Source organism: Saccharospirillum impatiens DSM 12546 (genome assembly GCF_000423605.1).
GTDB lineage: Bacteria > Pseudomonadota > Gammaproteobacteria > Pseudomonadales > Natronospirillaceae > Saccharospirillum > Saccharospirillum impatiens.
This window is the reverse complement of record NZ_AUIH01000011.1, coordinates 53,233-78,890: the sequence shown is the minus strand read 5'-3', so window position 1 is coordinate 78,890 and position 25,658 is coordinate 53,233. Positions and strand designations below refer to the sequence as shown.

Genomic DNA, 25,658 nt, shown 5'->3' with positions numbered 1-25,658 from the left:
CCTGAGCCAGAGCCGACCCCTGAGCCAGAGCCGACACCCGAGCCAGAGCCGACCCCCGAGCCGGAGCCAACCCCTGAGCCGGAGCCAACCCCTGAGCCGGAGCCGGTTAGTTATTCACTGGATTATTCGCTGGAGGCGTCACGCAGCAACGCTCAAGTGGTTGAAGGTCTGACGCTGATGGAAGGCGAAGCCTACTACCTGACACTGACCACCAACGATATTGATGCCGGCCGTGTAGAGTTCTATGTCAATGGCGGCTGGTTCGGTGAAGACGACGTTTACCCCTACGACTTTGCGGGTGGCAATTACAACACGGCTAACGCTTTGCCATTGAACAGGTTGGAAGCAGGCAGCAACACACTGACTGTTCGTGTGAATGGTACGGTTGTCGCTCATACGACGGTGACTCTGGTATTGAATGAGCCGGAACCTGAGCCCGAGCCCGATACACTCTCAGTCACCCTGTACTGGAGTGTGCCGATGGAGCGTGCCAATGGCGACCCGCTGAGTCTTGAAGAAATCGGTGGTTATGAAATTCGTTACCGTGAAACCGGTGCCGACGAATTTATCACCCTGGTGATTGACGAAGCGTCGACTGACCAGTATTTAATCGAAGATTTGCCCGGTGCCGACTATGAGTTTCAGGTGGCGACGTTTGACAGCAACGGCATTTACAGCGATTTCGTAACAGCCCAGTGAGTGAGTAAGGATGGACACTCAATTGACCCCGGCTTGCGCCGGGGTTTTTTTTTGCTGGATCTGTGGCGTGAGTAGTGGGGATGGAAGCGTTGCCGCTGGTAACCATCGCAAGCTTCAGTAGACTGGTCGTTCTGTCTGGTAAGAGAGCGCATCATGCACACTGGTATTGTTCGGCTTCTGCATCATTGTTTGCTAACCATGGTGCTGATCACGAGCCCGCTGCACGCTGACAATGAGCCGACGCCTGCTCCCTGGTTGCAGGTGATTCGCGACACGCCCTACGTTTTCAGTGATGGGTTTTATCAGAACATCTCCATTATTCGTCGCTGGGTACTACTGGAACAAAGTTATTGCGAGCAACCGGACAGACACATTCTGTTTGATCAGCGCGGTCGTTTTCTGACCTGGTTTGAAAACGAAGCAAGCGTTGCCGAGAATCAGGAGCGACTCAACCGGATTCGCGAGCAACTCTATCGCGATGAGCGCGTACACCGGTGGGTTGGCGGCGCGGCGTCTGAAACGGGTTACCCGTTTGCGTTGCGCTGTGACCAGCCTCACGTTGATCTGAACGCCGCCATCGACCGGTTGCTTGGTACGGAACAGGAGGATCGGGTTTGGGGTACCTGGGATGGTATGGTCGCTGGCTCCGAGCAGAATCCGATTCCGCTTATCGATCTGGTTCAACAGGTATTTCAGGATAAAGCAGAACGCCAGGGGTTTGATCCGGGCGATGCGGTTGTGCAAGCCTTTGTTGGTCAGATTCTGATCGAGAGCGGAGCACGTAAAGAAAGTTTCTCGGCAGCGCAAGCCGTCGGTTTGTTACAACTGCGCCCGGAAGTGCTGGGAGATTGTGAAATTGCCGAGCGATTTCACCTGCACCGGATGGCTCAGGTCGATTGTGCGGTGAGGCTGTACCAGCAGAATGATCGTAATCTGCGCCCGGTTTTTGAGCGCCGGTTTGGCCACCTGCCCGACGCTCAGCGTGAGCAGCTTTATTCGCTGTTGCTGGTGCAGGCGTACCATGGCGGTATCGGGCGGATGATGCAGTTGTTGGGGGAGGACGAACCCGGAGCCGCTGCCCGTCAATTTGCCCGCGATGCCGAGCGATACAGCGCCGAGGACATTGCGCTGGGGCTGGTGTTTCACAATATGGGCCGCATCAGTCTGGGGCTCGATTCGCTGTACTATCTGGTCGATGTGAGCATCGCCACCGAGGCAGCCTGCACTGCCCGGCCAGACGCATGCGAGCCGGTTACGAGCGCCACTCAATCGACCAGTTCTGATCCCGTGCAAAGTGATTGACCGCCTGAATCGACGGGAACCATTCGCTCAGCAAGACCTCGGAGGTCTGGTCGGGTCCGGCATAGACCACCAGAAACAGGGCGCCGGGCTCTTCGGCATCCTCACTGAGCAGGCAGTAGCCCCGGTAGTAGTTGCCTTCAACAATTTCTCCGAAACAGTTGAGGTGCAGCGTCAACCCCATATCAACGTTGCCCGGTCGCCAGCTTTTCCATGCGACGGGCCAGGTCGAAATCTTTCTGTGAAATGCCGCCCGCATCGTGGGTAGTCAGCTGTACCTTTACCGTTTTATAAACGTTGAACCACTCCGGATGGTGGTTGCTTTTCTCGGCAACCATGGCCGCCTGGGTCATAAAGCCGAAGGCGGTGATGAAATTTGAAAACGTGAACGTTTTGGTCAGCTTGTCGTCTTCCAGCCCCCAGGGGAAATCGAGACCGGTGTTTAGCGCCGCCAGTTCTGACTTGCATTCGACCGTTGTGTAGGCGTCTGTCATAGTGAACCTTCCTGATGACCAAGTGAGGGGTCACCATAACAAGGTCGCTTTCCTCTGTGAATTGCCAATGGCTGTCGAAGACGCGATGCCACTGTCAGCTTGTCGCTACTGTGCAACCTCACAGCAGCGAAGTGACCCATAAGCAACTATTCGCCGTAGTTGAAGCTATTAAACCCATCATCACCAGAGAGGCGTATGGCATGTTCGACACGCTAAAGGATTACAGTATTGTCTACTCCTTCGACCGGACAGGGTATCAGCGCCATGCCCGGCATTTCAGTGCAATAGACAATGCGCGGCTGGCGAGCCAGCGGGTGCTGATTACCGGCGGTACCAGCGGTATCGGTGCTGCCCTGGCTGAGCGCCTGGCCAGTGCGGGTGCGACGGTCTGGGTAACCGGGCGGGGCCAGGAAAAATTCGATGAGTCGGGGCTGGCGAAGCTGGGTGTGCAGTTTATCGAACTCGACATGACCCGTTTTGATGAGGTGCTGGCGCAGCCGTTACCGCAGCTCGACGCCCTGGTCTGCAATGCCGGAGGCATGCCCGATAAGCTGATGCTGGTTGAAGACCGGTATGATGTCATCTTTGCCTCCCAGGTGGTGGGTCACTATTTGCTGATTCGCCGCTGCATGGAGCAAAAGTTGCTTCCCGAAGGGGCTCCGGTTCATTTGACCGCCAGCGGCGGCATGTATTTGCAGAAGCTGGAGCTTGGGGATTTGTGTTGGGAAAGTCGCCGCTACGACAAGGTTAAATCCTACGCCAACGCGAAGCGTGCCCAGGTCATTCTGAACCAGGAGCTGCCGCGGTTGTTTCCTGGCTATACTTTTTCAGCATCCCACCCTGGCTGGGTGGGAACACCCGCACTGCGCGAGGCGCTGCCCGGTTTTTCCAGTAAAATGGGCGACCGGCTGCGCACCAGTGAAGAAGGGGCTGATACGATTTACTGGTGTCTGGCTGAAGGCCGCCAGTTGCCTGTTGGCGAATTCTGGTTTGACCGGGAACCGCGCAAAGTCTATCCCTTCTTCTGGACACGTGAGTTGCCACAGACCCGGCAATCTTTGCTGGACCTGTGTGACGATGCCTGGCAGCGGCACCACCCGGCGGGTGCTTAAAAACCACGCCAGCGCATGAGGATCGGGGGCAATCTGGTGTACACTAGGCGTCTGTACACAGGCTGACCGGAGTGTTGCCATGACTGCCCCGACCCCCAATCTCATTATCTTCGACACCACCCTGCGCGATGGCGAGCAAAGCCCCGGTGCGTCGATGACGCGGGATGAAAAAGTCCGCATTGCCCGGGCGCTGGAGAAAATGCGGGTCGACGTCATTGAAGCCGGTTTTGCGGCTGCCTCGAAGGGCGATTTCGACGCCATCAATGCCATTGCCCGTACCGTGCGCGACAGCACCATCTGTTCCCTGGCCCGGGCACTCGATGCCGACATTGAAGCGGCCGCCGGCTCACTTGAGGGTGCCGAGCGCGCGCGCATTCACACCTTCATCGCCACCTCGCCGATTCACATGAAATACAAGTTGAAAATGCAGCCGGATGCCGTGGTCGAGCAGGCCGTGCGGGCCGTTACCAAAGCCCGCCAGTATACCGACGATGTTGAATTTTCCTGTGAAGACGCCGGTCGCAGTGAGCTTGATTTTCTGTGTCGCATCATTGAGCGGGCCATTACCGCCGGCGCCACCACCATCAACATTCCCGACACCGTGGGCTATGCCGTACCGGAGGCGTTTGGCCAACTGATTCACGACATCATGAACCGGGTGCCCAATGCCGACCAGGCGGTGTTTTCGGTGCATTGTCACAATGATCTGGGCCTGGCTGTGGCGAACTCGCTGGCAGCGGTGTTACAAGGTGCTCGTCAGGTGGAGTGCACCATCAATGGCCTGGGCGAGCGCGCTGGCAATGCGGCTCTGGAGGAAATTGTCATGGCGGTGCGCACCCGTCAGGACTTGTTCCCGGTCGATACTGGCATAGACGCCCTCCACATTGTTCCGGCCTCACGGCTGGTATCCTCGGTGACTGGTTTTCCGGTGCAACCCAACAAAGCCATTGTTGGCGCCAACGCCTTTGCGCACGAGTCGGGTATTCATCAGGACGGTGTGCTCAAACACCGTGAGACCTATGAAATCATGTCGGCTGAAGCCGTCGGCTGGAACGCCAACCGCATGGTGCTGGGCAAGCACTCGGGCCGAAATGCGTTCAAGACGCGTCTGGTAGACCTGGGTTATCAGTTCGAGTCAGACGCAGAGCTGATTGATGCCTTTACTCGCTTCAAGACGCTGGCTGATAAGAAACACGATATTTTCGACGAAGATTTGCACGCCCTGATGTCTCAGGTTGAGCAGGACACCGATGTGCCTGACCGGATTCAACTGAAACATCTGGTTAGCCACAGTGTGATGGGCGAATCGCCGCTGGCCAGGGTGGTGCTCGAGATCGAAGGGGAGACCGTTGAAGCCGAAGCGGCCGGTGACGGCCCGGTTGATGCCAGTTTCAAGGCCATCGACAGCCTGGTGCACTCCGGTACGCAACTGCAATTGTACTCGGTGAATGCCATTACCGCAGGCACAGAGGCGCAAGGGGAGGTGTCGGTTCGCCTGGAGAAGGCCGGACGTATAGTGAACGGCGCAGGCAGTGATACCGACATCGTCGTGGCATCAGCCAAAGCCTACATCAAGGCGCTGAATCTGATACTCAGCGCGCCGGCCAAACCCCACCCGCAAATTACCGTATGAGTGGTTTTACGCCCCTGCCAGAAGCCAGCCGCCAGCATTATCTGGAGGCAATGGGAATCGACAGCTGGTACCCCAGGGTTCGGCTACCGGCCGCCCCGGCGCCGCTGATCTTTGATCTGGATGATACGGATTACCCGACTTCGCCAGCAGACAGCGCAGGCCCGGGCGATGCCCGTGCAGTGCCCGCGCCGATACCCACACCTGAAGAGCGACCGACAGCAGACGCAACCGAGCCCCTCTCGACCGGGTCTGCAACGGCGGCCGAACCCAGGGCGGAAACGGCTGGCCCTCCGGTCGTGCGCAGCAAGGCCGCTCCGGTGCCGCGTTTTGCCCTGTCACTGAGCGTGGTGGGCGATTACCTCATTGCAGACACGCTGGCCCGGGGTTTGAGTCAGCCCACGGACACCGGCCAGCAACTTTTGCTGAACATACTGGCCACCCTGGGGGTCGGAGCCGCCGATGTGCGAACCCACCACGTGGTGCAATGGCCACTGTTCACCAACCGCAAGGTGGACCAGGGGCTCGACCAGGCCCGGGTCTATGTGGATGAAAAACTGGACCAGTTCATCCGGCAGTATCAGCCTTCGATGATGCTGTCGTTTGGGGCTGTCATGCCGAAACTCCAGGGCTGGCAGCAGCCGCAAGGCGACTACGGCGATGTGCCCTGGGTCGGGTTGCCGTCTCTGTATCAAATGTTGAATGAGCCGATGAAGAAGGCCATTTGCTGGCACCGCCTGAAACCCCTGATCCAGTCCATCGACCGGAATGCCTGATGGACCTGACGCAGGCAAAACCGCAAGCGTTCGATCGGGTGCGGCATATTGATCTGGGATCAGGACCATACCCCTGGCCTGAAACGGCCCTGAATCGCGCGCTCAGGGCTGGACAATTGCAGCTTGCCATCTCAGGCGGTGAAGCCGTTGGCTTTCTGGTCAGTCAGTCCGTTCTTGATGAAACAACACTGATGCATCTGGCTGTTGCCAGCGAACACCAGCGGCAAGGGTGGGGGCGACAGATGCTGGACATCTGGTTACAGAGCCAGCGCTCAGCGGGTCAGCGACAAGCGATACTGGAAGTGCGCCGTTCCAATCAGGCGGCCATTGCACTGTACCAGTCTCTGGGGTTTGGCACGATCGGGCAACGCAAGGGTTACTACGCTGCGCCGCAGGGTGCTGAAGACGCCCTGGTCATGGCCTTGTCTCTGACTGACTGATTCATGCGCCTGGCATAGCCGGGGAAAATGTTTGTTTCAGGATGGGTATTCAGGCGTGTCCGTGTGATTCACCGGGTGGGCTCGTTTACCGGTTCGGTTAGCCTGGCTGTAAGTGCCTCTATGGGCATGGGTCTGGCGTAGTAATAGCCTTGCATGATGGTGCAGCCATGAGTCTGCAGGAAATCAGACTGCTCCAGGGTTTCCACCCCCTCGGCTACAACGTTCAGAGACAGTGTTTTTGCCATCGCCAGAATCGCCTGGGTGATGACCGCGTCGTTCTGATCGGCGGGTAAGTCCATGATGAAGCTTCGGTCGATTTTCAGTTCTTTCAGCGGCAGCTGCTTTAACCGGGACAAAGATGAATAGCCGGTGCCGAAGTCATCGATGGAGAAATCAATGCCCTTCAGTTGCCATTCCTGCATGGCACTGAGCGTGCGATCCAGGTTTTCCATGGTGGCGGTTTCGGTGATTTCGAACATGACAGCAGGAAGATTGTCGGCACGCTGATCGATGAGGTGGTGGAGCAAAGACATGGTGTTGTCATGCAACAACGTCAGATGTGACAGGTTGATCGACAGTGACGGCAGGGCAGCCCGGTCAAGCCCGGCCTGGTTGAGCTCGGTCAGTGTTTTTTCCACCACACATTCGGTGACCCGGTGGATCATGCCTTCGCGCTCTGCCAGGGGAATGAACTGATCGGGAGGCACCCAGCCACGCTCGGCATGGTGCCAGCGCACAAGCACTTCCGCACCTACCCAGCGCGAGGTCGACACCGACCATTGCGGTTGATACACCAGCGTAAATGCTCGCTGTTCCACCGCATCACGCAAGTCTTTCGCCAGAGACAGGCGCTCCAGCAAGGTACGCTTCAGTTCTTCATGGTAGAACGAATGCCGGTCCCGGCCCTGGTGTTTGGCTCGCGACAGCGCCATGTCGGCCTGTCGCAGCATGTCCTGGCCGGTACGGGCGTCTTTTGGAAACTCACAGGAGCCGGCGCTGAGGGTGTGGTTCAGCATCAGGTCATGCTCGCTACCCCGCATGACGGCGTGTTGTAGCCAGTCGAGCCGCTCCCGGGTTTCCTGGATGCTGAGCCCCGGGGGTGACAGCAGCCCGAATTCATCTCCCCCCATGTGGGCGATGTACCAGTCTCTGTCCAGCAGGCGCCGCAGTTGCTGGCCAGTCATGATGAGCAGTTCGTCGCCCCGGGCGTGGCCCTGTTCGTCATTGAGGTCGGTAAAATGATCAATGTCCATCAGCGTTAAGGTAAAGCGCTGATCGCGGGCCAGACTGGTCTGGCAGCGTAGGGCAAGCTCACGGGTAAAGGCGAGACGGTTGGGTAGGCCGGTCAGGCTGTCCTCCAGGGCAACGATCTCAATGCGGTGCAGGGTGCGATGCATCAGAATATAGAGCAACAGCCCGGTGGCCAGTACAAAGAACCCGCCTTTGATGGTCTGCACCCGGTTAAGCAACTGAGGGTCGGCGAACAACGCTTCGGCTGCCCGGTCGGAAAAGGCGATCCAGAGCAAGGCGATGACCAGGTAGGTCAGAGTGATGCGTCCGGCGGGACGGGTAAAGCGATGTCGCATGAAGCCAGAGATCCTTACGCAAGCGGCGGCGGCCAGGCTGCTGCCATAGCCGAGCCACGAAACCGGGTATTTTCCAGAGTGTAGCTGACTGTCTGCGGGGCGTCCTGTTACCGGGTGCGGTTTCAGGGCGATGATTCCTAATTGAACGGCGAGCGTTAAGTATTAATCGGCACGGTCCATCTGCAGGCTGGTAACCTGGGCCAGATGGGTGAGAAACAGGGTTTCAGTGCCGCTGCGAAAATGCTCTGCACTGCTGTGACCCAGTGCCAGAACACCTACGACCTCCTGACCTTGAGTCAGGGGGGCCAGCGCGATTGAGCCCACATCCGCATTGGCAAACAGCAGTTGGGTCAGTGAGGGTTCCAGCGCGCCGCAAACCGCTTTGCCCTGGTCGATAACGGCCGGAAACGCCTCGGCAATCTGGGCGCGGGAGGTTTGCAACCAACCGTCACCATCGCCCGGGGCGTGATTGAACAGAATCACGGTGGTTTCATGAACATCGAAGTCCCGCTGCAGACCCTGTTGCAGGCGCTCCAATAAGCCATTCAGGCGAGTTTCGGGCAGCAATTCCAGTATCAGCCGCTGCAGTTTCAGAAACAGGCGGTCGTTGCGTTGGGCCACCTGAATGAACTGGTTAAGACGGTCAATGAGCTGCCGGTTTTCCTGACGTAATATCTGGTTCTGACGCTCGATCAGGGAAATGGCGTCGCCACTCTCGTGACGCAGGTGCAGCTTTTTCAGAAGATTGGGGTGGTCTTCAAAAAAACGGGGGTGGTGGCGCAGATAGGTTACCATCGCGTCCAGATCCAGCGTCTCGGTATTCACCGACTCAGTCACCCGATCACTCCTTCGTATACGGTCTCAACCGGCCCGGTCATCAGCACATTGCCTTCACCGGACCATTCGATCAGCAGCGTACCACCCGGCAGGGTGATGCGTACATGGTCCTGAAACCATTCATTGATCACACCGGCCACCATGGCTGCACAGGCGCCAGTACCACAGGCCAGGGTTTCACCCACGCCGCGTTCAAAAACCCGCAGTCGAGCGTTGTGCCGGTCGATCACCTGCAGAAAGCCGACGTTAACCCGTTGTGGAAAACGCGCATGGCTTTCCAGTTCCGGGCCCAGTGTCTCGACGGCTGCGGTGTCCACATCATCGACCCGGAGGACGCAATGTGGATTGCCCATGTTAACCGCAGCCAGGCTAACCGTGCTGCCATCGGCGATGGCCACCCTGTATTGGCTGGCCCGGCTGTCTGCCTCAAAGGGGATGCGGTCGGGAGTCAGGCGCGGGCGACCCATATCGACAGTAACCTGACCGTCCGGGTGCAGAATCAGTTCAAGGTCGCCGCCAGCGGTTTCAACGCGGACGCGATCGGCATGAATCAGTTGGTGGTCGACGACAAAGCGTGCGAAACACCGGGCACCGTTGCCGCAGTTTTCGACCTCGGTACCGTCGGCATTGAATATGCGGTAGCGAAAGTCGCGGTCCGGACGAGTCGGGGGTTCAACCAGCAACAGTTGATCGAAGCCAATGCCCATGTGCCGGTCGGCCCACCGTTCGATGTCCGCCGCGTTGAATTCAACCGGCTGGGTGACACCGTCAATGACCATGAAATCATTGCCAAGACCGTGCATTTTGGTGAATTTCAGCCGCATAGACCCTCAGCTTAACCGCGATTCGAGTTGCAATTGATCTTGCAGCGTCTCGCGCTTGCGCACCAGTTGGGACTCGCTGCCCTGCACCATGATTTCAGCCGCACGGTTGCGGGTGTTGTAGTTCGACGCCATGACCATCCCGTAGGCGCCCGCCGACATCACGGCCAGAACGTCCCCCGGGGCCAGGGTCATGCGTCGATCCTTGGCCAGAAAATCACCGGTTTCGCAGATGGGACCCACCAGGTCCCAGCGCGCGTCGGTTCCCTGACGGGCTTCGACCAGGGGTTTTACCTCCATCCAGGCCTGATACAGCGCCGGGCGGATCTGGTCGTTCATACCCGCATCAAGAATGGCAAAGGCATGCTCACCGTTGTATTTCAGGTACTCCACGCGGGTCAGCATGACACCGGCATTGGCGACAATGCTGCGCCCGGGCTCCAGGATCAGAGACAGCGACCGGTCGGCCAGCGCCTCGACGATGGAGCGAACGTGGGCTGCAACGTCGGGCTCGACGTCATCGCTCTGGTATTTGACGCCCAGCCCGCCTCCGAGATCCAGATGCTGTATCCGGATGCCAAGCGTGGCCAGTTCATCAATCAGCGTGAGCAAACGGCTCAGCGCATCGGCAAAGGGTGCCGTATTCAGAATTTGTGAGCCAATATGGCAATCGACACCAACCACCTCGATATTGGGCAGTTGCTGTGCATGCTGATACACCGGTATGGCCTGATCAATGGCAACGCCGAACTTGTTCTGCTTCAGGCCGGTGGAAATATAGGGATGGGTCTGGGCATCGACATCCGGGTTCACGCGCAGTGATATCCGCGCGGTCCGGTTCATTTCACCGGCAACCCGGTTGAGCCGTTCCAGCTCAGCCTCGGATTCCACGTTGAAGCAATGAATACCCACTTCGAGCGCGCGGCGCATTTCATGGCTCTGCTTGGCGACGCCGGAAAAGACGACTTTGGCCGGGTCACCCCCTGCTGCCAGCACTCGCTCCAGCTCACCGATACTGACAATATCGAAGCCGGCCCCGGACCGGGCCAGGGCATCGAGCACGGCGAGGTTAGAGTTGGCTTTCACCGCGTAGCAGATCAGCCCCGGGTGATCGCCCAGGCCGGTCAGGTATTGATTGAACTGAAACTCAATGGCCGAACGAGAATATACATATAGCGGCGTACCATACTGCTCGGCCAGGTGCATCAGCGGTACCTGCTCAACAGTCAATTGACCTTGTTGATAGGTAAATGCAGCGGCGGGATTGGTCGGTGATGCTGGTTGAGTCATAGTCGGCGGTCAGTTTCCAATGTCAGTGATGAAAGTCGCTTGGGCCTCGTCGGCAGGCAGGTACAGGTCACCCTTTTGCCCGCAGCCAGCCAGCAATACTGAGGTGCTGAGAATCAACGCGAGCAGTGACAGAGTCCGGTGCATCATGTGTAAGACTGGCGTGGTGGCTGTAAAACAAGAGTATACGCGAGCGTCCGGGCCTCGCCCACCCTGGCAACGCAGATACGGCGGGCGTAACAACCGGTTAATGCGGTCGCGGACCGGCTTAGGCTCCGGGTCAGTCCCATCGGTGCCCGGCCGGGGTATACTCTGCGGCATCAATAATCGGTTAAGGAGCGCAATGAACTATGGTTTGGGCAAAACAATCGCAGATCACCCGGCCGGTGGCAGTTCTGGCTGTTGCTATGGCAACGTTGTCGGCGGGCGCGGCGGCTGAAGAGATCAAGTTGTATAACCTGGCCGTGGGTGCCTCGGTCGGGTCAGCACTGGTGGTGAACCTGGTCAACGCTCGACAGGCAGGGCTGGATATCGGTTGGGACGACGGTAAGGAACGTGCCCGGTTGTTGTTGAACTGGGCATTGCCGGTCGAGCGCACCTACGGACCATTGCAGGTGAATACCGGGCTTGAACTGGCGCTCGGATCCAGTACTTACCGGGATGAAGAGCAACCGATGGCCAATCTGACCCCCCTGTTCGACTGGTCCCTGCCAGCCGGACCCGGGCACGCCGTACTTGAAACCGGGCTGGGCGCCGCTTACCTCAGCTCAACGTCCCTGGGGCCTGACCAGTACAGTACTTACTGGCATTTTAGTCAGATTCTTGGGCTGGGTTATGTGTACCAGAACTGGCAACTGGGCTGGCGCTATCAGCACATTTCCAATGGCAGCATCGAAAAACCCAATAACGGCCAGAATTTTCATGGTCTGGTGCTGAAATACCACTATTAACCTCGGCATGCCTCAGATAAGCGGGTCATCCTGACCTGGTCGGCTTATGCATAACAAGGCGGCAGGTGACTCAGAATGGCGAACGGCAGGGAGGGGCGCAAAAAGGCAAGGCGTCTTTGCCAGTAACCTGCATAGCCTCAGTTTGAGGCGCTGGAGTCTTGCCAGGGGCGGCCGTTCAGACGCTCGTAGATGATTTCCATGCGTTCGCGATCGGCTGTGAAGTCTTCGCGAGCTTCGGTTTTACGCGCCTCGACTTCATCGATCTCTGCCTGGTACTCGGCAATCTCCGCTTCGATCCCGCGCATCTGCGTCAGCAGTTCGGTATCGACGGTCTGCCCGGCCCGCTCCTGATTGGCCGCCTCGGACTGCAGGGTGTTGAATTCGGTCCGGAGAATGTCGATGCGATTGTCCTTTAGGCGGATTTCCATATCCAACCGACTTAACCAGGTGCGCATGGCGCGGTCTACGTCACCCGGGCTGCGATACAGCTTGACCAACTCGGCATCGCGTACGCGCTCCTCCTGAACCCGCTGTTCTTCAGCCCGGCGATTGCGGATTTCTTCCTCACTTAACTGAGGTGCAACCTCCCGCAACACAACGCCTTTGTCGTCTATGACCTCGTACCCATTTTTGACAAATTCAGGCGGAATGCTGCTGTTGATCACAGTCTGGCCTTCGGCATCCTTGTAGCGGAAAAACTGGCGTGCCTCGGCCGCCAGCGGAATCAGGCTCAGCGTCAACAGCAGGGCGATCAGGCGATTGGACATAAAATACTGACTCGCGTGTATTCAGATCATGGGCGGCCGTCAGGCCGGTGCAATCGTGGCAAGTAATGCCACCAGGGTGTTTTGACTAAGATTTAACCATTGTGCCTAGTGGGCTGTATAAATTCCATGATTTTCAGCCCTCTGGCTCTGGAACGTGTAAGCGCCGGCGAACTCGCTGACTGCCAAGCCGTTGATTGCGGGTGGCAGGCACACACGGCCATTTTGAGTTGTTGTGGTGTGAACATGGCCGTTGATCTGTTGTTGCAACTCGCACAGATTATTGGCGACCATCGGCCTGGCCTCATGCTCCCGGGTTCAGGCTTTGACGGGAAGTCTAGCTCAGTAGGCTGAACTTCTCCTGAATCAAATCACCCCATAGCGCGCCCGGTAGTCTTCAACCGCGGCCAGGTGCCGTGTAAAGTCGGGCTGGGTCGCGACGTAATCAATAACCTGGCTAAAGGTGATGACCGGAACGATGGGCAAGCCGAATTCGGCTTCCAGTGCCTGAATGGCCGATCGTTCTTCACCCGGTGCCTTTTCCTGACGATCCATTGCGACCACGGCCCCGGCCAGCTTGGCGTTGGGGAACTGTTGCATCAGCGTCTGTACTTCGCGAATGGCGGTTCCGGCTGTGATCACATCGTCGACGATCACAATGCGCCCTTCGAGTGGTGCACCAACGATCTGACCGCCCTCACCGTGGTCTTTGGCTTCTTTGCGATTGAACGCATAGGGAACGTTGCGTCCATGATCACGCTGCAGTGAGACGACCGTCGTGGTTGCCAGGGGAATGCCTTTGTAAGCAGGGCCGAACACCAGATCAAAATCGAGGCCTGAGCTGACCAGTGCCCGGGCATAGACCTGGCCCAGCCGGCTCAGGGCGTCACCGGTCTGGAACTGACCAGCGTTGAAAAAATAGGGGCTGACACGGCCCGATTTCAGCGTGAACTCGCCAAAGGTCAGGGCGCCGGCATCGATCGCGAAGCGAATGAAATCCTGCTGCCATTGAGCCGTTGTGGCTGTACTTCCAGTCGAAAATGGTCTATCCATGGTGTTAGGCCCTTGTGTCGGCGGATCACGAACGAGGCCCAATCGGACCTGCTGGCGAGATTCTTTTGGAATCCCGCTGGGCGCGGCAGTATAGCGGAAAGGCGGATTCGATTAAAAAGCAGAATGACAGATCACGCAAAAATAAAAAAAGAAGTGCCCGGTTGTACCGGACCATGCTCGATGACGATTGGATATGGCGGTTTTGCCCCAATAAAAGGTAAAAGCCGGAAAAACCTTTAAAATCAGTGACGCGATCGCCGTTCAAAGCCGTGACAGTGCGGATGTGCGCCGATATGATACGCGCGCTTGTTGACTGGATAGACAGGATGAAAGTCGTCACCCTAAATGTTAATGGCCTGGTGAACGCTGCCCAGCGCGGTTTCTTCGAATGGTTGGAGAAACTGGACGCGGATGTGGTATGTGTTCAGGAGGTCCGTGCCAAGGAATATCAGTTGCCCGAGGCGTTTCTGGACGTCCCGGGCTACCATGCCTTTTTCTGCGATGCGGAAGAGGATGGTTACTCCGGTACTGCGATCTACAGCCGGGTTATGCCCAAAGCCATTATTCGCGGGCTGGGTTCACCGCAATGGGACCTGGAAGGCCGCTTTATTCAGGCTGATTTCAATAACGTGAGCATCGCGTCCATTGCCGTGCCTTACGCTCAGACTGAAGATGAGATCGAGCACAAACTGGCCTTTCTGGAGGTGTTGCAGCAGCACATGAAGAAAACCCGGCGCAAGCGCCGTGAGTTTATCTTTGCTGGCAGCTACCAGATTGCCCATCGCTCGATCGACCTGGGCAACTGGGAAACCCATCAGCGTGAATCGGGCTTTTTACCCGAAGAGCGCGCCTGGATGGACCAGGCTACCGGCCCCATCGGTTTTGTCGATGCCTTCCGTCTGATGAACCGCAAGGATCGCCAGCACACCTGGTGGCCCTTCGATGAAGCTCAGGCCAACGGCATGCGGCTCGATTACCAGATGATCACCCCTAACATAGCCGACTTCGTGCTAGACGTCGGTATACTGCGCGAGCCTCGAATCTCGCCGCACTTACCAGTGGTCATCGAATACGACATCGATTTCTAAATCACGTCCAGGGGTTCGGCTCGGTTTGGCGGCATTGGTCCGCACCGGATACCGGGTGTGCCCTTGTGGGGTCGGCGTAAATCCCTCCATGGAGCCTAGACCGCAGCATCCCTGCTGCGGACTACCCCACAAGGGCACACCCGGCACCCGCCGCTAGCCTCCTCAACAACCTCCAATATTAATATTTAGAGCTATTCAGGTAGTGGCTCCCGAGCATTTTTTGTTGTATCCAATGAAGCCAGAGACCAGTGCTGGCTACCGGGTAGACCTGACCGGGGAAGTCTGAGGCATGGATGCCGAAGTCTAGGGAGCCTCTGAACAACTCCCCCAGGGCTCTGCGCGAGCTAAAACGTCCTGGCACAAGGCGCACTTCGCAGCGCAATGGCCGTAGCCCTTGTCAAGAAGTGCAACGCCGGGGCAGGACGTTTTAGCCGCGCCCGCAGGGGCTTTCCGAGGAACGCTGCCACCGCGTTGGACTCATTTGAAAGGTCCAGACATTCCTGCATGAGTCCGCCTTGTGGCAGCGTCCCTCGGATAAGCCAGAGCCCCGGGGGAGTTATTCAGAGGCTCCCTAGGCCCCATGGATGGGTTTATGCCGGCCCCGGTCTGGTCTACCCGGTGGCCAGCACGGCTTTGTGCCTAATCAATATAATAAGCCACTAAACCCGCATTAATTTTTCCAGCTGCCGACAATTGAGCGCTTCGATCAGGTCGGTGCGCTCCAGTGTCGGGCGGCCGTTCAGGTCGGCCAGGGTGCGGGCTACTTTGAGCACCCGGTGATAGGCGCGGGCGCTGAGTCCGAGTTTGTCGAGCGCTGAGTCGAGCAGGGTTTGTTCGGCCTGGCCCAACCGGCAAGCCTGCTCCAACGGCTTGCCGGACAGCTCCGCGTTGGCACAGCCCTGGCGATCGAGTTGCCGGGACCAGGCCAGTTCTACACGGGCGCGGACGTCAGCACTGGATTCTTCCTCGGTGTTGCGGGTCAGCAACGCCTTGGGCAGCGCCGGGACTTCGATGTGCAGGTCGATTCGGTCGAGAAAGGGGCCGGACAGTCTGGCCAGATAGCGTTGCATCTGCTCACGGGTGTAGCGTTGTGATCGCGGGTCATCCGGGCTGTAGCCGCCAGGGGTCGGGTTCATGGCCGCGACCAGTTGAAACCGGGCCGGGAAGCGGGTTTGACGAGCAGCCCGGGCGATGTGGACTTCGCCGCTTTCCATCGGTTCGCGCAGTACATCAAGCACGGTGCGTGGAAACTCCGCCAACTCATCCAGAAACAGCACGCCCCGGTGTGCCAGAGTGACTTCCCCTGGCCTTGGAATAGAGCCGCCCCCGATCAGCGCGACGCCCGAGGCCGTGTGGTGCGGTGACCGAAAAGGGCGCCGGCCCCAGTTCAGCGGCAAACCGCAGATGCTTTGCACACTGGCCACTTCCAGAGCTTCACGCTCGCGCAATGCGGGCAGCAGGCCGGGCAGGCGTGAAGCGAGCAGGGTCTTGCCGGTTCCCGGAGGACCGAAAAAAAGCAAATTGTGGCGACCAGCCGCCGCGATCTCAAGAGCGCGCTTGGCGCTGTGTTGACCTTTGACATCGGCCATGTCGGGCATTGGCTCAACATCGGTGGCCGGTTCATAGTGGGCCTGTGGCAGAGCGTTCTGACCGCTGAAATGGCTGGTGACTTGCAGCAGATGTTCCCCATAGCGAACGGTGCTGTCGCTGGCCAGTGCGGCTTCGGCCGCGTTGTCTTTGCTGGTAACCAGGCCGCGCCCGGCCTGAGTACAGGCGATGGCAGCAGGCAGGGCACCCGGACCGGGCCGCAGATCGCCGGACAAGGCCAGTTCACCGAGAAATTCGTACTCTTCAATCTTATCGGCCGGCAACTGGTTACTGGCCACCAGTATGCCCAGGGCAATGGCAAGGTCGAACTGCGCCCCTTGCTTGGGCAGATCGGCGGGCGCCATATTGACGGTGATGCGCCGGTCCGGAAAATCGAACTGGCTGTTAATGATAGCGGAGCGTACCCGGTCGCGGGCTTCCTTGACTGCCGTTTCCGGCAGGCCAACCATGTTGAAGGCGGGCAACCCGTTTGACAGGTGAACTTCGATGGTCACCAGTGGCGCGTCCATCCCGACGCGGGCCCTACTGTACAGAACGGCGAGTGTCATCTTCTTCCCTGATTGCTGTGCGGTGTGGAGTGAGTGGTCTGAACGCTACGTCAGCCCGAACGTTGGAGCAAGGCAAGGTGACTGGCTCTGTGATCGAGTCGACCTTCATTGGTATGATGGTCACTGCTTTCACACATTCGGGTGCTTAACCCTCTGTATAAGGGAATCCAATTGACCAAACCAATTCAATGGGGGCTGATGGCTGCTGCCTCGGGTCTTGTGCTGATGCTGCTCGCCGTCTGGGGGGTAAAAGGGTACCAGGACCGGCTGGAGCGAGAGACCCACGCGCCTGAGCGATTGCTGCAGCGGTTGATGGCTGTGGCGGCCGGTGAAGACGACCTGCAGGCCGGGGACCTGGAAGAGACGGGGCTGCGATCGCAGGAGCACGCTCGTATTTTGCAGTTGCTGGAGCGTGATCTGTTACTGACATCGCATCCCGAGCCTGGCCAGGCAGTGGCGCTGTTAACGCCCGGCGCGGTCTCTATGGTCGACTCGACGCCAGGGCTGCTGTCAGCACTGGCGCGGCGGTTACAAGCGCTGCCTGAGGAACAGTGGCAGCGTACCGTTGTCGCCTCCGATCACTGGGAGATTTCTGTTGGCGATATCTGCCTGACATTGCGCAATCGGGATGCAACGGGTGCCTACTGGCGCTGGACGTCGATCACTCACTGCGAAACTGGCTGATCCGTCCTGACTCCCAGATATCAATTGCCGGGCCCGGCTTGCTCGCTGCGGCAACCATGGCTGCGGCAACCTGATCAGCCTGCACGGGCCTGTATTTTAACAAAGGCCCTGACAATGCGGGCCTGAGCATGGCGCCAAAGGCTGCACCCAGGCGTTCACCCAAGCGGAATTCGTTGCGATGGCCGAGTAACAGGGAGGGCCTCATCACGACCAGTCGGTCGAACCCCAGGGCGATGAGCTCCTGTTCGGCCTCACCCTTGGTGCGCAAGTACAGTTGGCGACTTTGCGGATCAGCCCCCAGGCTGGATACGAACAAGCAGGTGCGCACGCCGAGATCGCGGGCCCAGTGCGCGGTATTGACCACCAGATCCCGGTCCAGCGCGACAAAAGCCTCGCGTGAGCCAGCTTTTTTGAGCGTCGTTCCCAGCGTGCAGAATAAGGTGCCGCCTTGCAGGTCCATGGCCGAAGCGTCCGGCCAGGTGGTGAAATCGGTGTTTACCCAGTGCAGATGAGACTGGCTCTTCGGTTGGGGCCGCCGGGTCAGCAGCCAGACGGGGTCGAAATGGTCCGGTTTCAGGCGCTTTTGCAGTGAGCTGCCGATCAGACCCGTACCGCCGACCACCAGAGCCGTCGACGCGTGCTGCGGTGCGTTGGTGTCTTTCATGCCAGGCTCTCCTCGAAGTCACTTCCCGGTTGTTTCAATGCGTGTACGTTAAAGGTTTCGGCGGGTTCGGGTTTGGCCAGATAGAAGCCCTGAAAGAAATCCACACCCATGCCCATCAGTATCGACTTGGTTGCTGCATCGTGAACGTGTTCGGCAACGGTTCGAATGTGCAGGTCCTGGCACAGCTGCACCACCCGTTTGACCAGAATCCGGTTGACCTCGCTGTCGACCAAATGACGGATCAGGCTGCCGTCGAGTTTGATCCAGTCCGGTTTTAGCCGCATCACCCGCTCCAGGTTTGAGTAGGCGCTGCCAAAGTCGTCGATGGCCAGTTTGCAGCCCAGGCGCCGCAATTCGTGCAGGGTGTAGGTGAAGCGGTCGAAATCGCGCAGACTGTCTGACTCAACGATCTCCAGGGTGACCCGTTCAGCGTCGACCCCGCTTTTTAACCAGAACTTGAGCCGGTCGATCAACGCTTCGTTGGCCAGATCGCGAGCGGTGAAGTTCAGTGTGAAGCCGACATTATGCGGCTTCATCAGACGAAAGGTTTCATCAATCATTACCATCGACAGGCGCGGGTAAAGCTGTGTCGGTTTGACCAGATCAAGAAAGCTGGCCGGGCTGTAAATCACGCCTTCGTGGCGCACTCGCATCAGCGCTTCGACGTGGTGTACCTGGCCCTGGCGGTCAAACAGTGGCTGAACATAGGGCAGAATGTCGCCGCTGCCCAGCGCGGTTCGAATACGGCTCAGCCAAATCAGGCCATCCCGCTTCCCTCGGTCGGTGCCCGGCAAATCAATGGCACGAGCGATGGGCAGTTGATGCCGATAGGCATGTCGTCTCGCTTCAGACGCTTTGATCAGCAAATCTTCGGTACTGTGACTCATCTCCGGAGGCAACTCGGCGCGGTGAGCCGTGCCTGCCGTTAGCAGAATGGGCAGCACATTTTGCACGACTTTATCGCTGAACAGGTCCGACTGATTTTGCATGCGTTCAGTCAACTGGGCCATGCCTTTGTAGAAACTGTTCATCGGGCAGGCGTCAGGGGCGACCACAAGGAATTCGTTGGGTGAGCCGCGAAACACCAGGGCCGTGGTGGGCAGCAGTTCGGTGATGTCGGTCTGAATGGAGGCACTCAGACTGCGCAGCAGCTGATCGCCAACGCTGTACCCATAAAGATTGTTGATCTGGCGCAGGTTATTGATCTTGAGGCTGCAGACCTGAACGATGGGCCAGGGGTCGTCGTCGCGCAGGCATTGCAACAGAGCGACCCGGTTTGCCAGTCCGGTGACACTGTCGGTCTCGAACTTGCGTAACAACTCCTGTGTGGTGCGGCGAATGTCGGCTTCAAGGTTGCGATTGACCTGGTCCAGATCTTCGACCGACGCCTGGATCAGGCGAAACAGGGGGGCCAGAGCGTGGCGTTCCAGAGCGGGCATGGGCCGCTCCAGGGCCGGGTCTTCGGCAATGGCAACCGTAACCAGGCTGTGCTGCAGTAGCCGGGTGCGCCCTTTTTCATGCATCAGTTCGCCGTAACAAAAGACCCCGCTGAGCGGGGCCATGGCCTGAAATGGCTGGAGTTCACGCTCCGTTTCCTGGTGGTCCAGGCGTTGTCGGGAGGCGCAGTTGAAACTCAGAATCAGCTCGGGACGTTTACCATGCAGCGCTTCAGCGCCGCGATTGACCTGCTCCAGCGTCATGGACGGGTGGCTGTAAGCGAAACGAACCCGATCACCTTCAAGCAGCGGCGTACTCATGATCAGTCCGCCATCAGAGAGTCGGCGTACCGGAGCACTCAGGGTGTTTTGTTTGTCGTTGATGCGCATCAGCGGAAAGCTTTCATAACGTACATCGTCATGCGGTTCGCCCGCCAGCGAGTCATCGGCGAAGGTTTCGGTGAGGTAGCGTGCATACAGCGCCTGGGCGGGTTGCTGATCGAGCTCATACAGGGTGTTGCCAACGGCCTTGGTGACCGTCCAGGTGCGGCCGATCAGATGCCATTCCGAATAGGATTGCGCAGTGACATCGAGTGTTTCATTGCTCAGAGTGATGGTTAGGGCATGGTGGTCCAGAAACTGTCCGTCGGCATACAGCCAGCCCTGGCTTTTATGGCTAATACATCCGCCGACCAGGGCCAGATTCGGGTACTGACGATTGACCCAGTGAGTCAGAGCAGACACATCGCCGTGTTCGGCGCCCAGGAAGGTCAGCGCCAGTCGGCTGTCTGGCCGGCATACCGGGTCAAACAGGCGCTCGCCCAACTCACGCTCATCGCCTTGCCAGCGCACATAGTTCAAGCGAACGTCGGTTCGTTCAAAGGTCATAAACTGCAGCATCAAGGTGTGTTCACTGACAACACCCTGGTGAATCAATTGCGATCCATATGCCCCTGCCACCGTAGCCCTGGGCCACAGCGCTTCCACCCAGGGCAGGAGACTGGCCAGCTGGTTCGGCTGCGCACTGGAAAAGGCCAGAATTAACAGACGAGCGTCATCCTCTATCGCCTTCTGAAGCGCAGCCAGTTGGGTCAGGCCATCGTCAGTGCCGATGTCGATCAGGAGGGTGTGAATGCTCACTGCCATATTTTGGGCAAGTTTGTGATTGGGTTCTCGCAGTTTAGGGTAAAGCAGTGTTTGAAGGAAACCCCTGCGCCTTGAAACTGAGCCTCATTTGGCTATTTAGCGTCGGTTATTTGACTGCAGTGACCGGGCCGGTAACCATAACCCTCTGAAACCTTCCCCGCTTTCGACTGCAGAGTGCTGTTTTGAAGCAAGTAGACCGGCCCAGAATGCCAGCCAATGTCGATACCGAGTCGACCGGGCAATCCGCTGAGACGAGCGTCAGCGATCCGGTGGCATCCTGGTGGGTGTATCTGGTTCAATGCGTCGACGGCACCCTCTATGCGGGCATCACCACCGACCTGGCGCGTCGATTGCGGCAACACAATGGCGAACTGGTCGGGGGTGCCCGTTATACGCGCCCCCGACGACCGGTTGTACTCGTTTACCGGGAAGCCTGCCGCGATCGAAGCCACGCTGGCCAGCGCGAGGCCGCCCTGCGCAAACTCACCCGCACTGGCAAGCAGGCACTGCTGGCGGGGCAGGAAAGCCCGATTCCGGCATCGCCCGAGCCTGTCACCCGAAAGACATAATTGTCAGTTAGCGTGCTGGCACTGGCGGGGTTCTTGCCTACACTCTGTGAGTGATCTGGCTGCTATGCGGCCAAAGTCGGGGGTGCCTGACTTTGGCCGGTGATGCTATCGGGGCCCAACCGAACGGTGCGGCTCGTCGAACGCACACCGTTAACCCGGGCACAGCACCGGAATGGGGCTGGATACCCGGTTTTTTGCACTGTTCTGGCGCCCGACTCAGACGCGTTGATTTTCGGGTTTCGGTTTGTCACAGAACGGGTTAAAGTGGAAATTCAGGGTTGACCAAAAGGTCAGGTCCTGCCAAAAAAAAGAATGAAAGGAGACTCAAACATGAAAACGCTAGTACCTGCCTCGCTGGGCTTGGCGGTCGTCCTCCTGAGCGGCTGCGCCATGATGGGTCCGAGCTATGAGCCGGACACTGACTATCAATTGACCATTTTGCACACCAACGATCACCACGGCCGCTTCTGGCGCAATGGAGACGGCGAATACGGTATGTCTGCCCGTAAGACGCTCATCGACTCCATCCGCGCTGAAGTTGAAGCCAGCGGTGGTGAGGTATTGCTGCTGTCCGGCGGTGATATCAACACCGGCGTGCCTGAGTCGGATTTACAGGATGCGGAACCTGATTTCAGGGGCATGGCGATGCTCGAATACGATGCCATGGCCGTGGGCAACCACGAATTCGACAACCCGCGCGACGTTCTGATGGAGCAAGCAGACTGGGCCGGTTTCCCGTTCCTGTCCGCCAATATTGTCTACAAAGACAACGGCCGTACTTTGTTTGAACCCTATGAAATGTTCAATGTTCAGGGTAACCGGGTAGCGGTTGTCGGCTTTACGACCGAAGATACGGTCAAAATTGGTAACCCGGAGTACATTGGCGATCTCGACTTCCTGAGTCCGTCGACCGTCGGCCGGACGTTGATTCCCGAGCTGAATGCCAAATCAGAACTGGTTATTGCGGTCACTCATATGGGGCACTATGCCAATGGCAATTTCGGGGGCAATGCGCCCGGGGATGTGACTCTGGCGCGCAACGTTGACGGCATCGATGTCATTGTCGGTGGTCACAGCCAAAACCCGCTGTTCGAGCCGGATGTAGTGAACGACACGCTGATTCTTCAGGCTCACGAATGGGGCAAATACGTCGGTCGTCTGGATCTGACCATTCGCAATGGTGAAATCGCCAGTTACGAATACGACCTGATTCCGGTCAACCTGAAAGAAGACGGTCAGTTACTGCGCCCTGAAGTGGCCCAGAACCTGGAAATGCTGGCCATGCTCGCCAAGTATCAGCAAGCAGGCAGTGCGGCGCTCGACACCATCATCGGTTCGGTCAATGGCGACTTCATTGGGGATCGCAGCGTGGTGCGCAACCAGCCGACCAACCTGGGTGTTCTGGTGGCACGTGCTCAGCGGGTTAAGACCCAGGCTGACGTTGCTGTCATGAACTCGGGTGGTATTCGTGCCGATATGGACGGTGGCGACCTCAGCTATAAGGATGTGCTGACCGTACAGCCTTTCGGCAACATGGTCTCCTACGTTGATTTCAGCGGTGCCGAGTTGATGGATTACCTGGACGTTGCTGCCTCCAAGCAGGCAGGCAGTGGTGCATTTGCTCAGTTTGATGGTGTGAATCTGCGCATCGCCAATGGCGAAGTGACGCGTGCCATCGTCAACGGTCGCGAAATCGACCCCAACGGCATGTATCGTCTGGCTGTGAACGCCTTTATGGCTGCCGGTGGCGACGGTTATCCGGTGCTCACGGATCACCCGAACTATGTGAATACCGGCTTTGTCGATGCTGACGTCATGGTTGAGTTCATTCAGGCCAACAGCCCGATGAACATTGACAACTACAACCCCGGGTTGTCAGTCGTACGTCGCTGAACGACACTTGTAACGAGAGAAGGGCCGCCTGGTGCGGCCCTTTTTTTTCGCTCTGTGTTCCGGCATGGCAATTTTCCGGTGTGCTGCTACTATGGCCGGCCTTTCAGTGGCGCTGCCTGCCAGGAGTCCGACCGATTCCCAGGGCGAACACTGACCGCTTTTACTTGTCCACCAGGGCCCAACTGATGACCAACTCCCTTTCCCCGGAAGAACTCCAAGACCTCCAGGCATTATCTCCTGCGGATCGTTATGACTACCTTATTGAACGGGTACAGGCCGGACAGAGCGTTTGGTCTTTGCGCAGTGACCAGGGCACGGTTCTGATGTCCAGTGACGGTCAGGATTGCCTGCCAGTCTGGCCCCATACCGAATGCGCCCAAGCATGGATCAACGGCGACTGGGCTGACTGCACGCCCCTCTCGATCGATGCTGCTGCCTGGGAGCAACGCTGGTTGCCCGGCCTTCAGGCTGATGGCGTCGCCCTGGCTGTTTTCCCAAGCCAGGATGACGAAGGCATTGTGGTTGAGCCTGATGATATGGCTGCTTCGTTAACCGCGGAATAACGCAGGCACTGTCAGTTCATTCAGATTGCCATGGTATGACTGACTTTTTTGGTCTTTGTTTGATCAATTTCCCGCCCGGGCGGTGGGAAACCGCTTCGCTTTAGGTACAATAGCCGCCCTCTGAACCCCCTGAAATCACTGACTAAAACTGTCTTTTTGGTCAGTTTCAGCCAGTGATTATTGAGTTGTTGCGACCCGTGCCAGGGTCGGTATCGGCAGCCCATCTATACTTGTGGAGAGTGACATGTTTGAGAAAAGCCAAACCATCGCCGATTTTGATGCCGACATCTGGCACGCCATGGAAGCCGAGCGCCAGCGCCAGGAAGAGCACATTGAACTGATCGCTTCTGAAAACTATACCTCGCCAAGGGTGATGCAGGCGCAGGGCTCCCAGTTGACCAACAAGTATGCCGAGGGCTATCCAGGCAAGCGCTACTACGGTGGCTGCGAGCATGTTGACGTGGTTGAAAATCTGGCGATTGAACGGGCAAAACAGTTGTTTGGTGCCGGTTACGCCAATGTTCAGCCACATTCCGGTTCACAGGCCAACGCAGCGGTTTTCATGGCGTTGTGCGAGCCGGGCGACACGGTTTTGGGCATGAGCCTGGCACACGGTGGCCACCTGACACATGGCGCTTCGGTTTCGTTTTCGGGTCGCATCTACAATGCGGTTCAGTACGGTTTGAACGCTGAAACCGGTGAAATCGATTACGAGCAAATGGAAGCGCTGGCGCGTGAACACAAGCCGAAAATGATCATCGCCGGCTTTTCAGCCTACTCCCGCATCGTAGACTGGAGCCGTTTCCGCACCATTGCAGACGAAGTCGGTGCTTACCTGCTGGTTGATATGGCGCATGTCGCCGGTTTGGTTGCCGCCGGTGTCTACCCGAGCCCGGTACCCTTTGCGGACGTGGTGACGACCACGACCCATAAAACCCTGCGTGGCCCTCGCGGCGGCCTGATTCTGGCGCGTGAAGACGAAGAACTGAACAAGAAGTTGAATTTCGCTGTCTTCCCGGAAAGCCAGGGTGGCCCGATGATGCACATCATTGCGGCCAAGGCGATCTGCTTCAAAGAAGCCATGTCAGATGATTACAAAGCCTATCAGGCACAGGTTGTCGACAATGCCCGGGCCATGTGCAACGTGTTCATTGAGCGTGGCATCAACATTGTTTCCAATGGTACGGATGACCACCTGTTCCTGGTCGACCTGATCGGTAAGGAATACACCGGTAAAGAAGCCGATGCCGCACTCGGCGACGCCAACATTACCGTGAATAAGAATGCCGTGCCCAACGATCCACGCTCACCTTTTGTGACCTCGGGTTTGCGCATCGGCACCCCGGCGATCACCAGCCGCGGCTTCCAGGAAGCCGAAGCAGCGGAACTGGCCGGCTGGATTTGCGATGTACTGGATGGCCTGGAAAAGGGTGACGCCACGGGCGTCATCGCTGAGGTGAAGGCCAAGGTACTGGCCATTTGCGCGAAGCTGCCGGTTTATCGCTGATCCGTTGCCTCAGCAAAGAAACGAAGGGAGGCCAGCGGCCTCCTTTTTTGTAGGTGGCTGTTAACTCGCGTTTCAGAGTTCGCCAAGCACTAGGCTAGCCCCGGCTGCCAGGTAGGCTCATCAAGGGGGGTCCGCAACATGGATGTTGCGGTCCAGGCCTCATGGATGGGTTTACGCCGACCCTTGAGGAGTCTACCTGGTAGC

At 58.0% G+C, this 25,658-nt stretch carries 25 protein-coding genes; 13 read left to right on the top strand and 12 right to left on the bottom strand.

Annotation, left to right across the window (positions count from 1 at the left end):
* A partial coding sequence (locus G565_RS27460; RefSeq protein WP_425413971.1) for a fibronectin type III domain-containing protein occupies window positions 1-699 on the top strand: 699 nt, incomplete at its 5' end.
* Window positions 700-852: 153 nt separating this feature from the next.
* Window positions 853-2,001 carry a hypothetical protein gene (locus G565_RS23675; protein WP_051207716.1) on the top strand — a complete coding sequence of 383 codons (1,149 nt, stop codon included), beginning with the start codon at window positions 853-855 and terminating at the stop codon, window positions 1,999-2,001.
* On the opposite strand, the gene G565_RS0109740 is transcribed toward G565_RS23675, so the two are convergent.
* Window positions 1,952-2,182, bottom strand: coding sequence for a hypothetical protein (locus G565_RS0109740; RefSeq protein WP_028670755.1), 231 nt, complete (start codon window positions 2,180-2,182; stop codon window positions 1,952-1,954). The genes G565_RS23675 and G565_RS0109740 overlap by 50 nt on opposite strands.
* Before the next feature lies 1 nt (window position 2,183).
* Window positions 2,184-2,492, bottom strand: coding sequence for a 4a-hydroxytetrahydrobiopterin dehydratase (locus G565_RS0109735; protein WP_028670754.1), 309 nt, complete (start codon window positions 2,490-2,492; stop codon window positions 2,184-2,186).
* Between the two features lie 200 nt (window positions 2,493-2,692).
* Between G565_RS0109735 and G565_RS0109730 the strand changes: the two genes are divergently transcribed.
* From G565_RS0109730 to rimI, 4 genes are all read left to right on the top strand, one after another.
* A complete protein-coding gene (locus tag G565_RS0109730) occupies window positions 2,693-3,604 on the top strand; it encodes an SDR family NAD(P)-dependent oxidoreductase (RefSeq protein ID WP_028670753.1) in 912 nt (303 codons plus the stop codon).
* A gap of 79 nt (window positions 3,605-3,683) precedes the next feature.
* Window positions 3,684-5,237: a 2-isopropylmalate synthase gene (locus G565_RS0109725; protein WP_028670752.1), complete on the top strand. Its 1,554-nt coding sequence runs from the start codon at window positions 3,684-3,686 to the stop codon at window positions 5,235-5,237.
* Entirely contained in the window at window positions 5,234-6,010 is a 777-nt protein-coding gene (locus G565_RS0109720) for a hypothetical protein (protein WP_028670751.1), read from the top strand. Before G565_RS0109725 ends, G565_RS0109720 begins: the two co-directional genes overlap by 4 nt.
* Window positions 6,010-6,450 carry a ribosomal protein S18-alanine N-acetyltransferase gene (rimI, locus tag G565_RS23670; protein WP_051207713.1) on the top strand — a complete coding sequence of 147 codons (441 nt, stop codon included), beginning with the start codon at window positions 6,010-6,012 and terminating at the stop codon, window positions 6,448-6,450. Before G565_RS0109720 ends, rimI begins: the two co-directional genes overlap by 1 nt.
* Window positions 6,451-6,518: 68 nt before the next feature.
* Here rimI and G565_RS0109710 read toward each other — a convergent pair whose 3' ends face one another.
* From G565_RS0109710 to lptM, 5 genes are all read right to left on the bottom strand, one after another.
* Window positions 6,519-8,036 (bottom strand): putative bifunctional diguanylate cyclase/phosphodiesterase, encoded by a 1,518-nt coding sequence (locus G565_RS0109710; protein ID WP_028670750.1) that lies wholly within the window; start codon window positions 8,034-8,036, stop codon window positions 6,519-6,521.
* A 162-nt stretch (window positions 8,037-8,198) separates the two neighbouring features.
* Window positions 8,199-8,873 carry a DUF484 family protein gene (locus G565_RS0109705; protein ID WP_028670749.1) on the bottom strand — a complete coding sequence of 225 codons (675 nt, stop codon included), beginning with the start codon at window positions 8,871-8,873 and terminating at the stop codon, window positions 8,199-8,201.
* Complete coding sequence (gene dapF, locus G565_RS0109700; RefSeq protein ID WP_028670748.1) at window positions 8,870-9,697, bottom strand: diaminopimelate epimerase; 828 nt, start codon at window positions 9,695-9,697, stop codon at window positions 8,870-8,872. The genes G565_RS0109705 and dapF overlap by 4 nt, the downstream gene beginning before the upstream one ends.
* Window positions 9,698-9,703: 6 nt before the next feature.
* Entirely contained in the window at window positions 9,704-10,984 is a 1,281-nt protein-coding gene (gene lysA / locus G565_RS0109695) for a diaminopimelate decarboxylase (RefSeq protein ID WP_051207711.1), read from the bottom strand.
* 9 nt (window positions 10,985-10,993) lie between these two features.
* On the bottom strand, window positions 10,994-11,128 hold the full coding sequence (gene lptM, locus G565_RS26750; protein ID WP_157600047.1) for an LPS translocon maturation chaperone LptM: 135 nt from the start codon (window positions 11,126-11,128) through the stop codon (window positions 10,994-10,996).
* 203 nt (window positions 11,129-11,331) lie between these two features.
* Here lptM and G565_RS25995 point away from each other — a divergent pair, with 203 nt between their 5' ends.
* On the top strand, window positions 11,332-11,931 hold the full coding sequence (locus G565_RS25995; RefSeq protein WP_028670746.1) for an acyloxyacyl hydrolase: 600 nt from the start codon (window positions 11,332-11,334) through the stop codon (window positions 11,929-11,931).
* A 137-nt stretch (window positions 11,932-12,068) separates the two neighbouring features.
* On the opposite strand, the gene G565_RS0109680 is transcribed toward G565_RS25995, so the two are convergent.
* Complete coding sequence (locus G565_RS0109680) at window positions 12,069-12,698, bottom strand: hypothetical protein (RefSeq protein WP_028670745.1); 630 nt, start codon at window positions 12,696-12,698, stop codon at window positions 12,069-12,071.
* A gap of 363 nt (window positions 12,699-13,061) precedes the next feature.
* Window positions 13,062-13,748 carry an orotate phosphoribosyltransferase gene (pyrE, locus tag G565_RS0109670; RefSeq protein ID WP_051207710.1) on the bottom strand — a complete coding sequence of 229 codons (687 nt, stop codon included), beginning with the start codon at window positions 13,746-13,748 and terminating at the stop codon, window positions 13,062-13,064.
* A 326-nt stretch (window positions 13,749-14,074) separates the two neighbouring features.
* Between pyrE and G565_RS0109665 the strand changes: the two genes are divergently transcribed.
* Window positions 14,075-14,836, top strand: a complete 762-nt coding sequence (locus G565_RS0109665; RefSeq protein WP_028670742.1) for an exodeoxyribonuclease III — start codon at window positions 14,075-14,077, stop codon at window positions 14,834-14,836.
* Between the two features lie 659 nt (window positions 14,837-15,495).
* Here G565_RS0109665 and G565_RS0109660 read toward each other — a convergent pair.
* Window positions 15,496-16,992 carry a YifB family Mg chelatase-like AAA ATPase gene (locus tag G565_RS0109660; RefSeq protein ID WP_028670741.1) on the bottom strand — a complete coding sequence of 499 codons (1,497 nt, stop codon included), beginning with the start codon at window positions 16,990-16,992 and terminating at the stop codon, window positions 15,496-15,498.
* Window positions 16,993-17,163: 171 nt separating this feature from the next.
* On the opposite strand from G565_RS0109660, the gene G565_RS0109655 reads away from it, so the two are divergent.
* Window positions 17,164-17,676 (top strand): hypothetical protein, encoded by a 513-nt coding sequence (locus tag G565_RS0109655; protein WP_028670740.1) that lies wholly within the window; start codon window positions 17,164-17,166, stop codon window positions 17,674-17,676.
* On the opposite strand, the gene G565_RS0109650 is transcribed toward G565_RS0109655, so the two are convergent.
* Window positions 17,654-18,340 (bottom strand): NAD-dependent epimerase/dehydratase family protein, encoded by a 687-nt coding sequence (locus G565_RS0109650; protein ID WP_051207708.1) that lies wholly within the window; start codon window positions 18,338-18,340, stop codon window positions 17,654-17,656. The two genes, G565_RS0109655 and G565_RS0109650, sit on opposite strands and share 23 nt — an antisense overlap.
* Window positions 18,337-20,922, bottom strand: a complete 2,586-nt coding sequence (locus G565_RS0109645) for a bifunctional diguanylate cyclase/phosphodiesterase (RefSeq protein WP_028670738.1) — start codon at window positions 20,920-20,922, stop codon at window positions 18,337-18,339. Before G565_RS0109645 ends, G565_RS0109650 begins: the two co-directional genes overlap by 4 nt.
* A 182-nt stretch (window positions 20,923-21,104) precedes the next feature.
* Here G565_RS0109645 and G565_RS23660 point away from each other — a divergent pair, with 182 nt between their 5' ends.
* The 4 genes from G565_RS23660 to glyA all read left to right on the top strand — a co-directional run bounded on the left by G565_RS23660 (window position 21,105) and on the right by glyA (window position 25,454).
* A complete protein-coding gene (locus G565_RS23660) occupies window positions 21,105-21,491 on the top strand; it encodes a GIY-YIG nuclease family protein (RefSeq protein ID WP_245584161.1) in 387 nt (128 codons plus the stop codon).
* A gap of 330 nt (window positions 21,492-21,821) precedes the next feature.
* Window positions 21,822-23,384, top strand: coding sequence for a bifunctional UDP-sugar hydrolase/5'-nucleotidase UshA (gene ushA / locus G565_RS0109635; RefSeq protein ID WP_211227154.1), 1,563 nt, complete (start codon window positions 21,822-21,824; stop codon window positions 23,382-23,384).
* Between the two features lie 185 nt (window positions 23,385-23,569).
* Complete coding sequence (locus tag G565_RS0109630) at window positions 23,570-23,947, top strand: DUF2750 domain-containing protein (RefSeq protein WP_028670736.1); 378 nt, start codon at window positions 23,570-23,572, stop codon at window positions 23,945-23,947.
* A gap of 244 nt (window positions 23,948-24,191) precedes the next feature.
* Window positions 24,192-25,454 (top strand): serine hydroxymethyltransferase, encoded by a 1,263-nt coding sequence (glyA, locus tag G565_RS0109625; protein WP_028670735.1) that lies wholly within the window; start codon window positions 24,192-24,194, stop codon window positions 25,452-25,454.
* The last annotated feature ends 204 nt before the right edge of the window (window positions 25,455-25,658 follow it).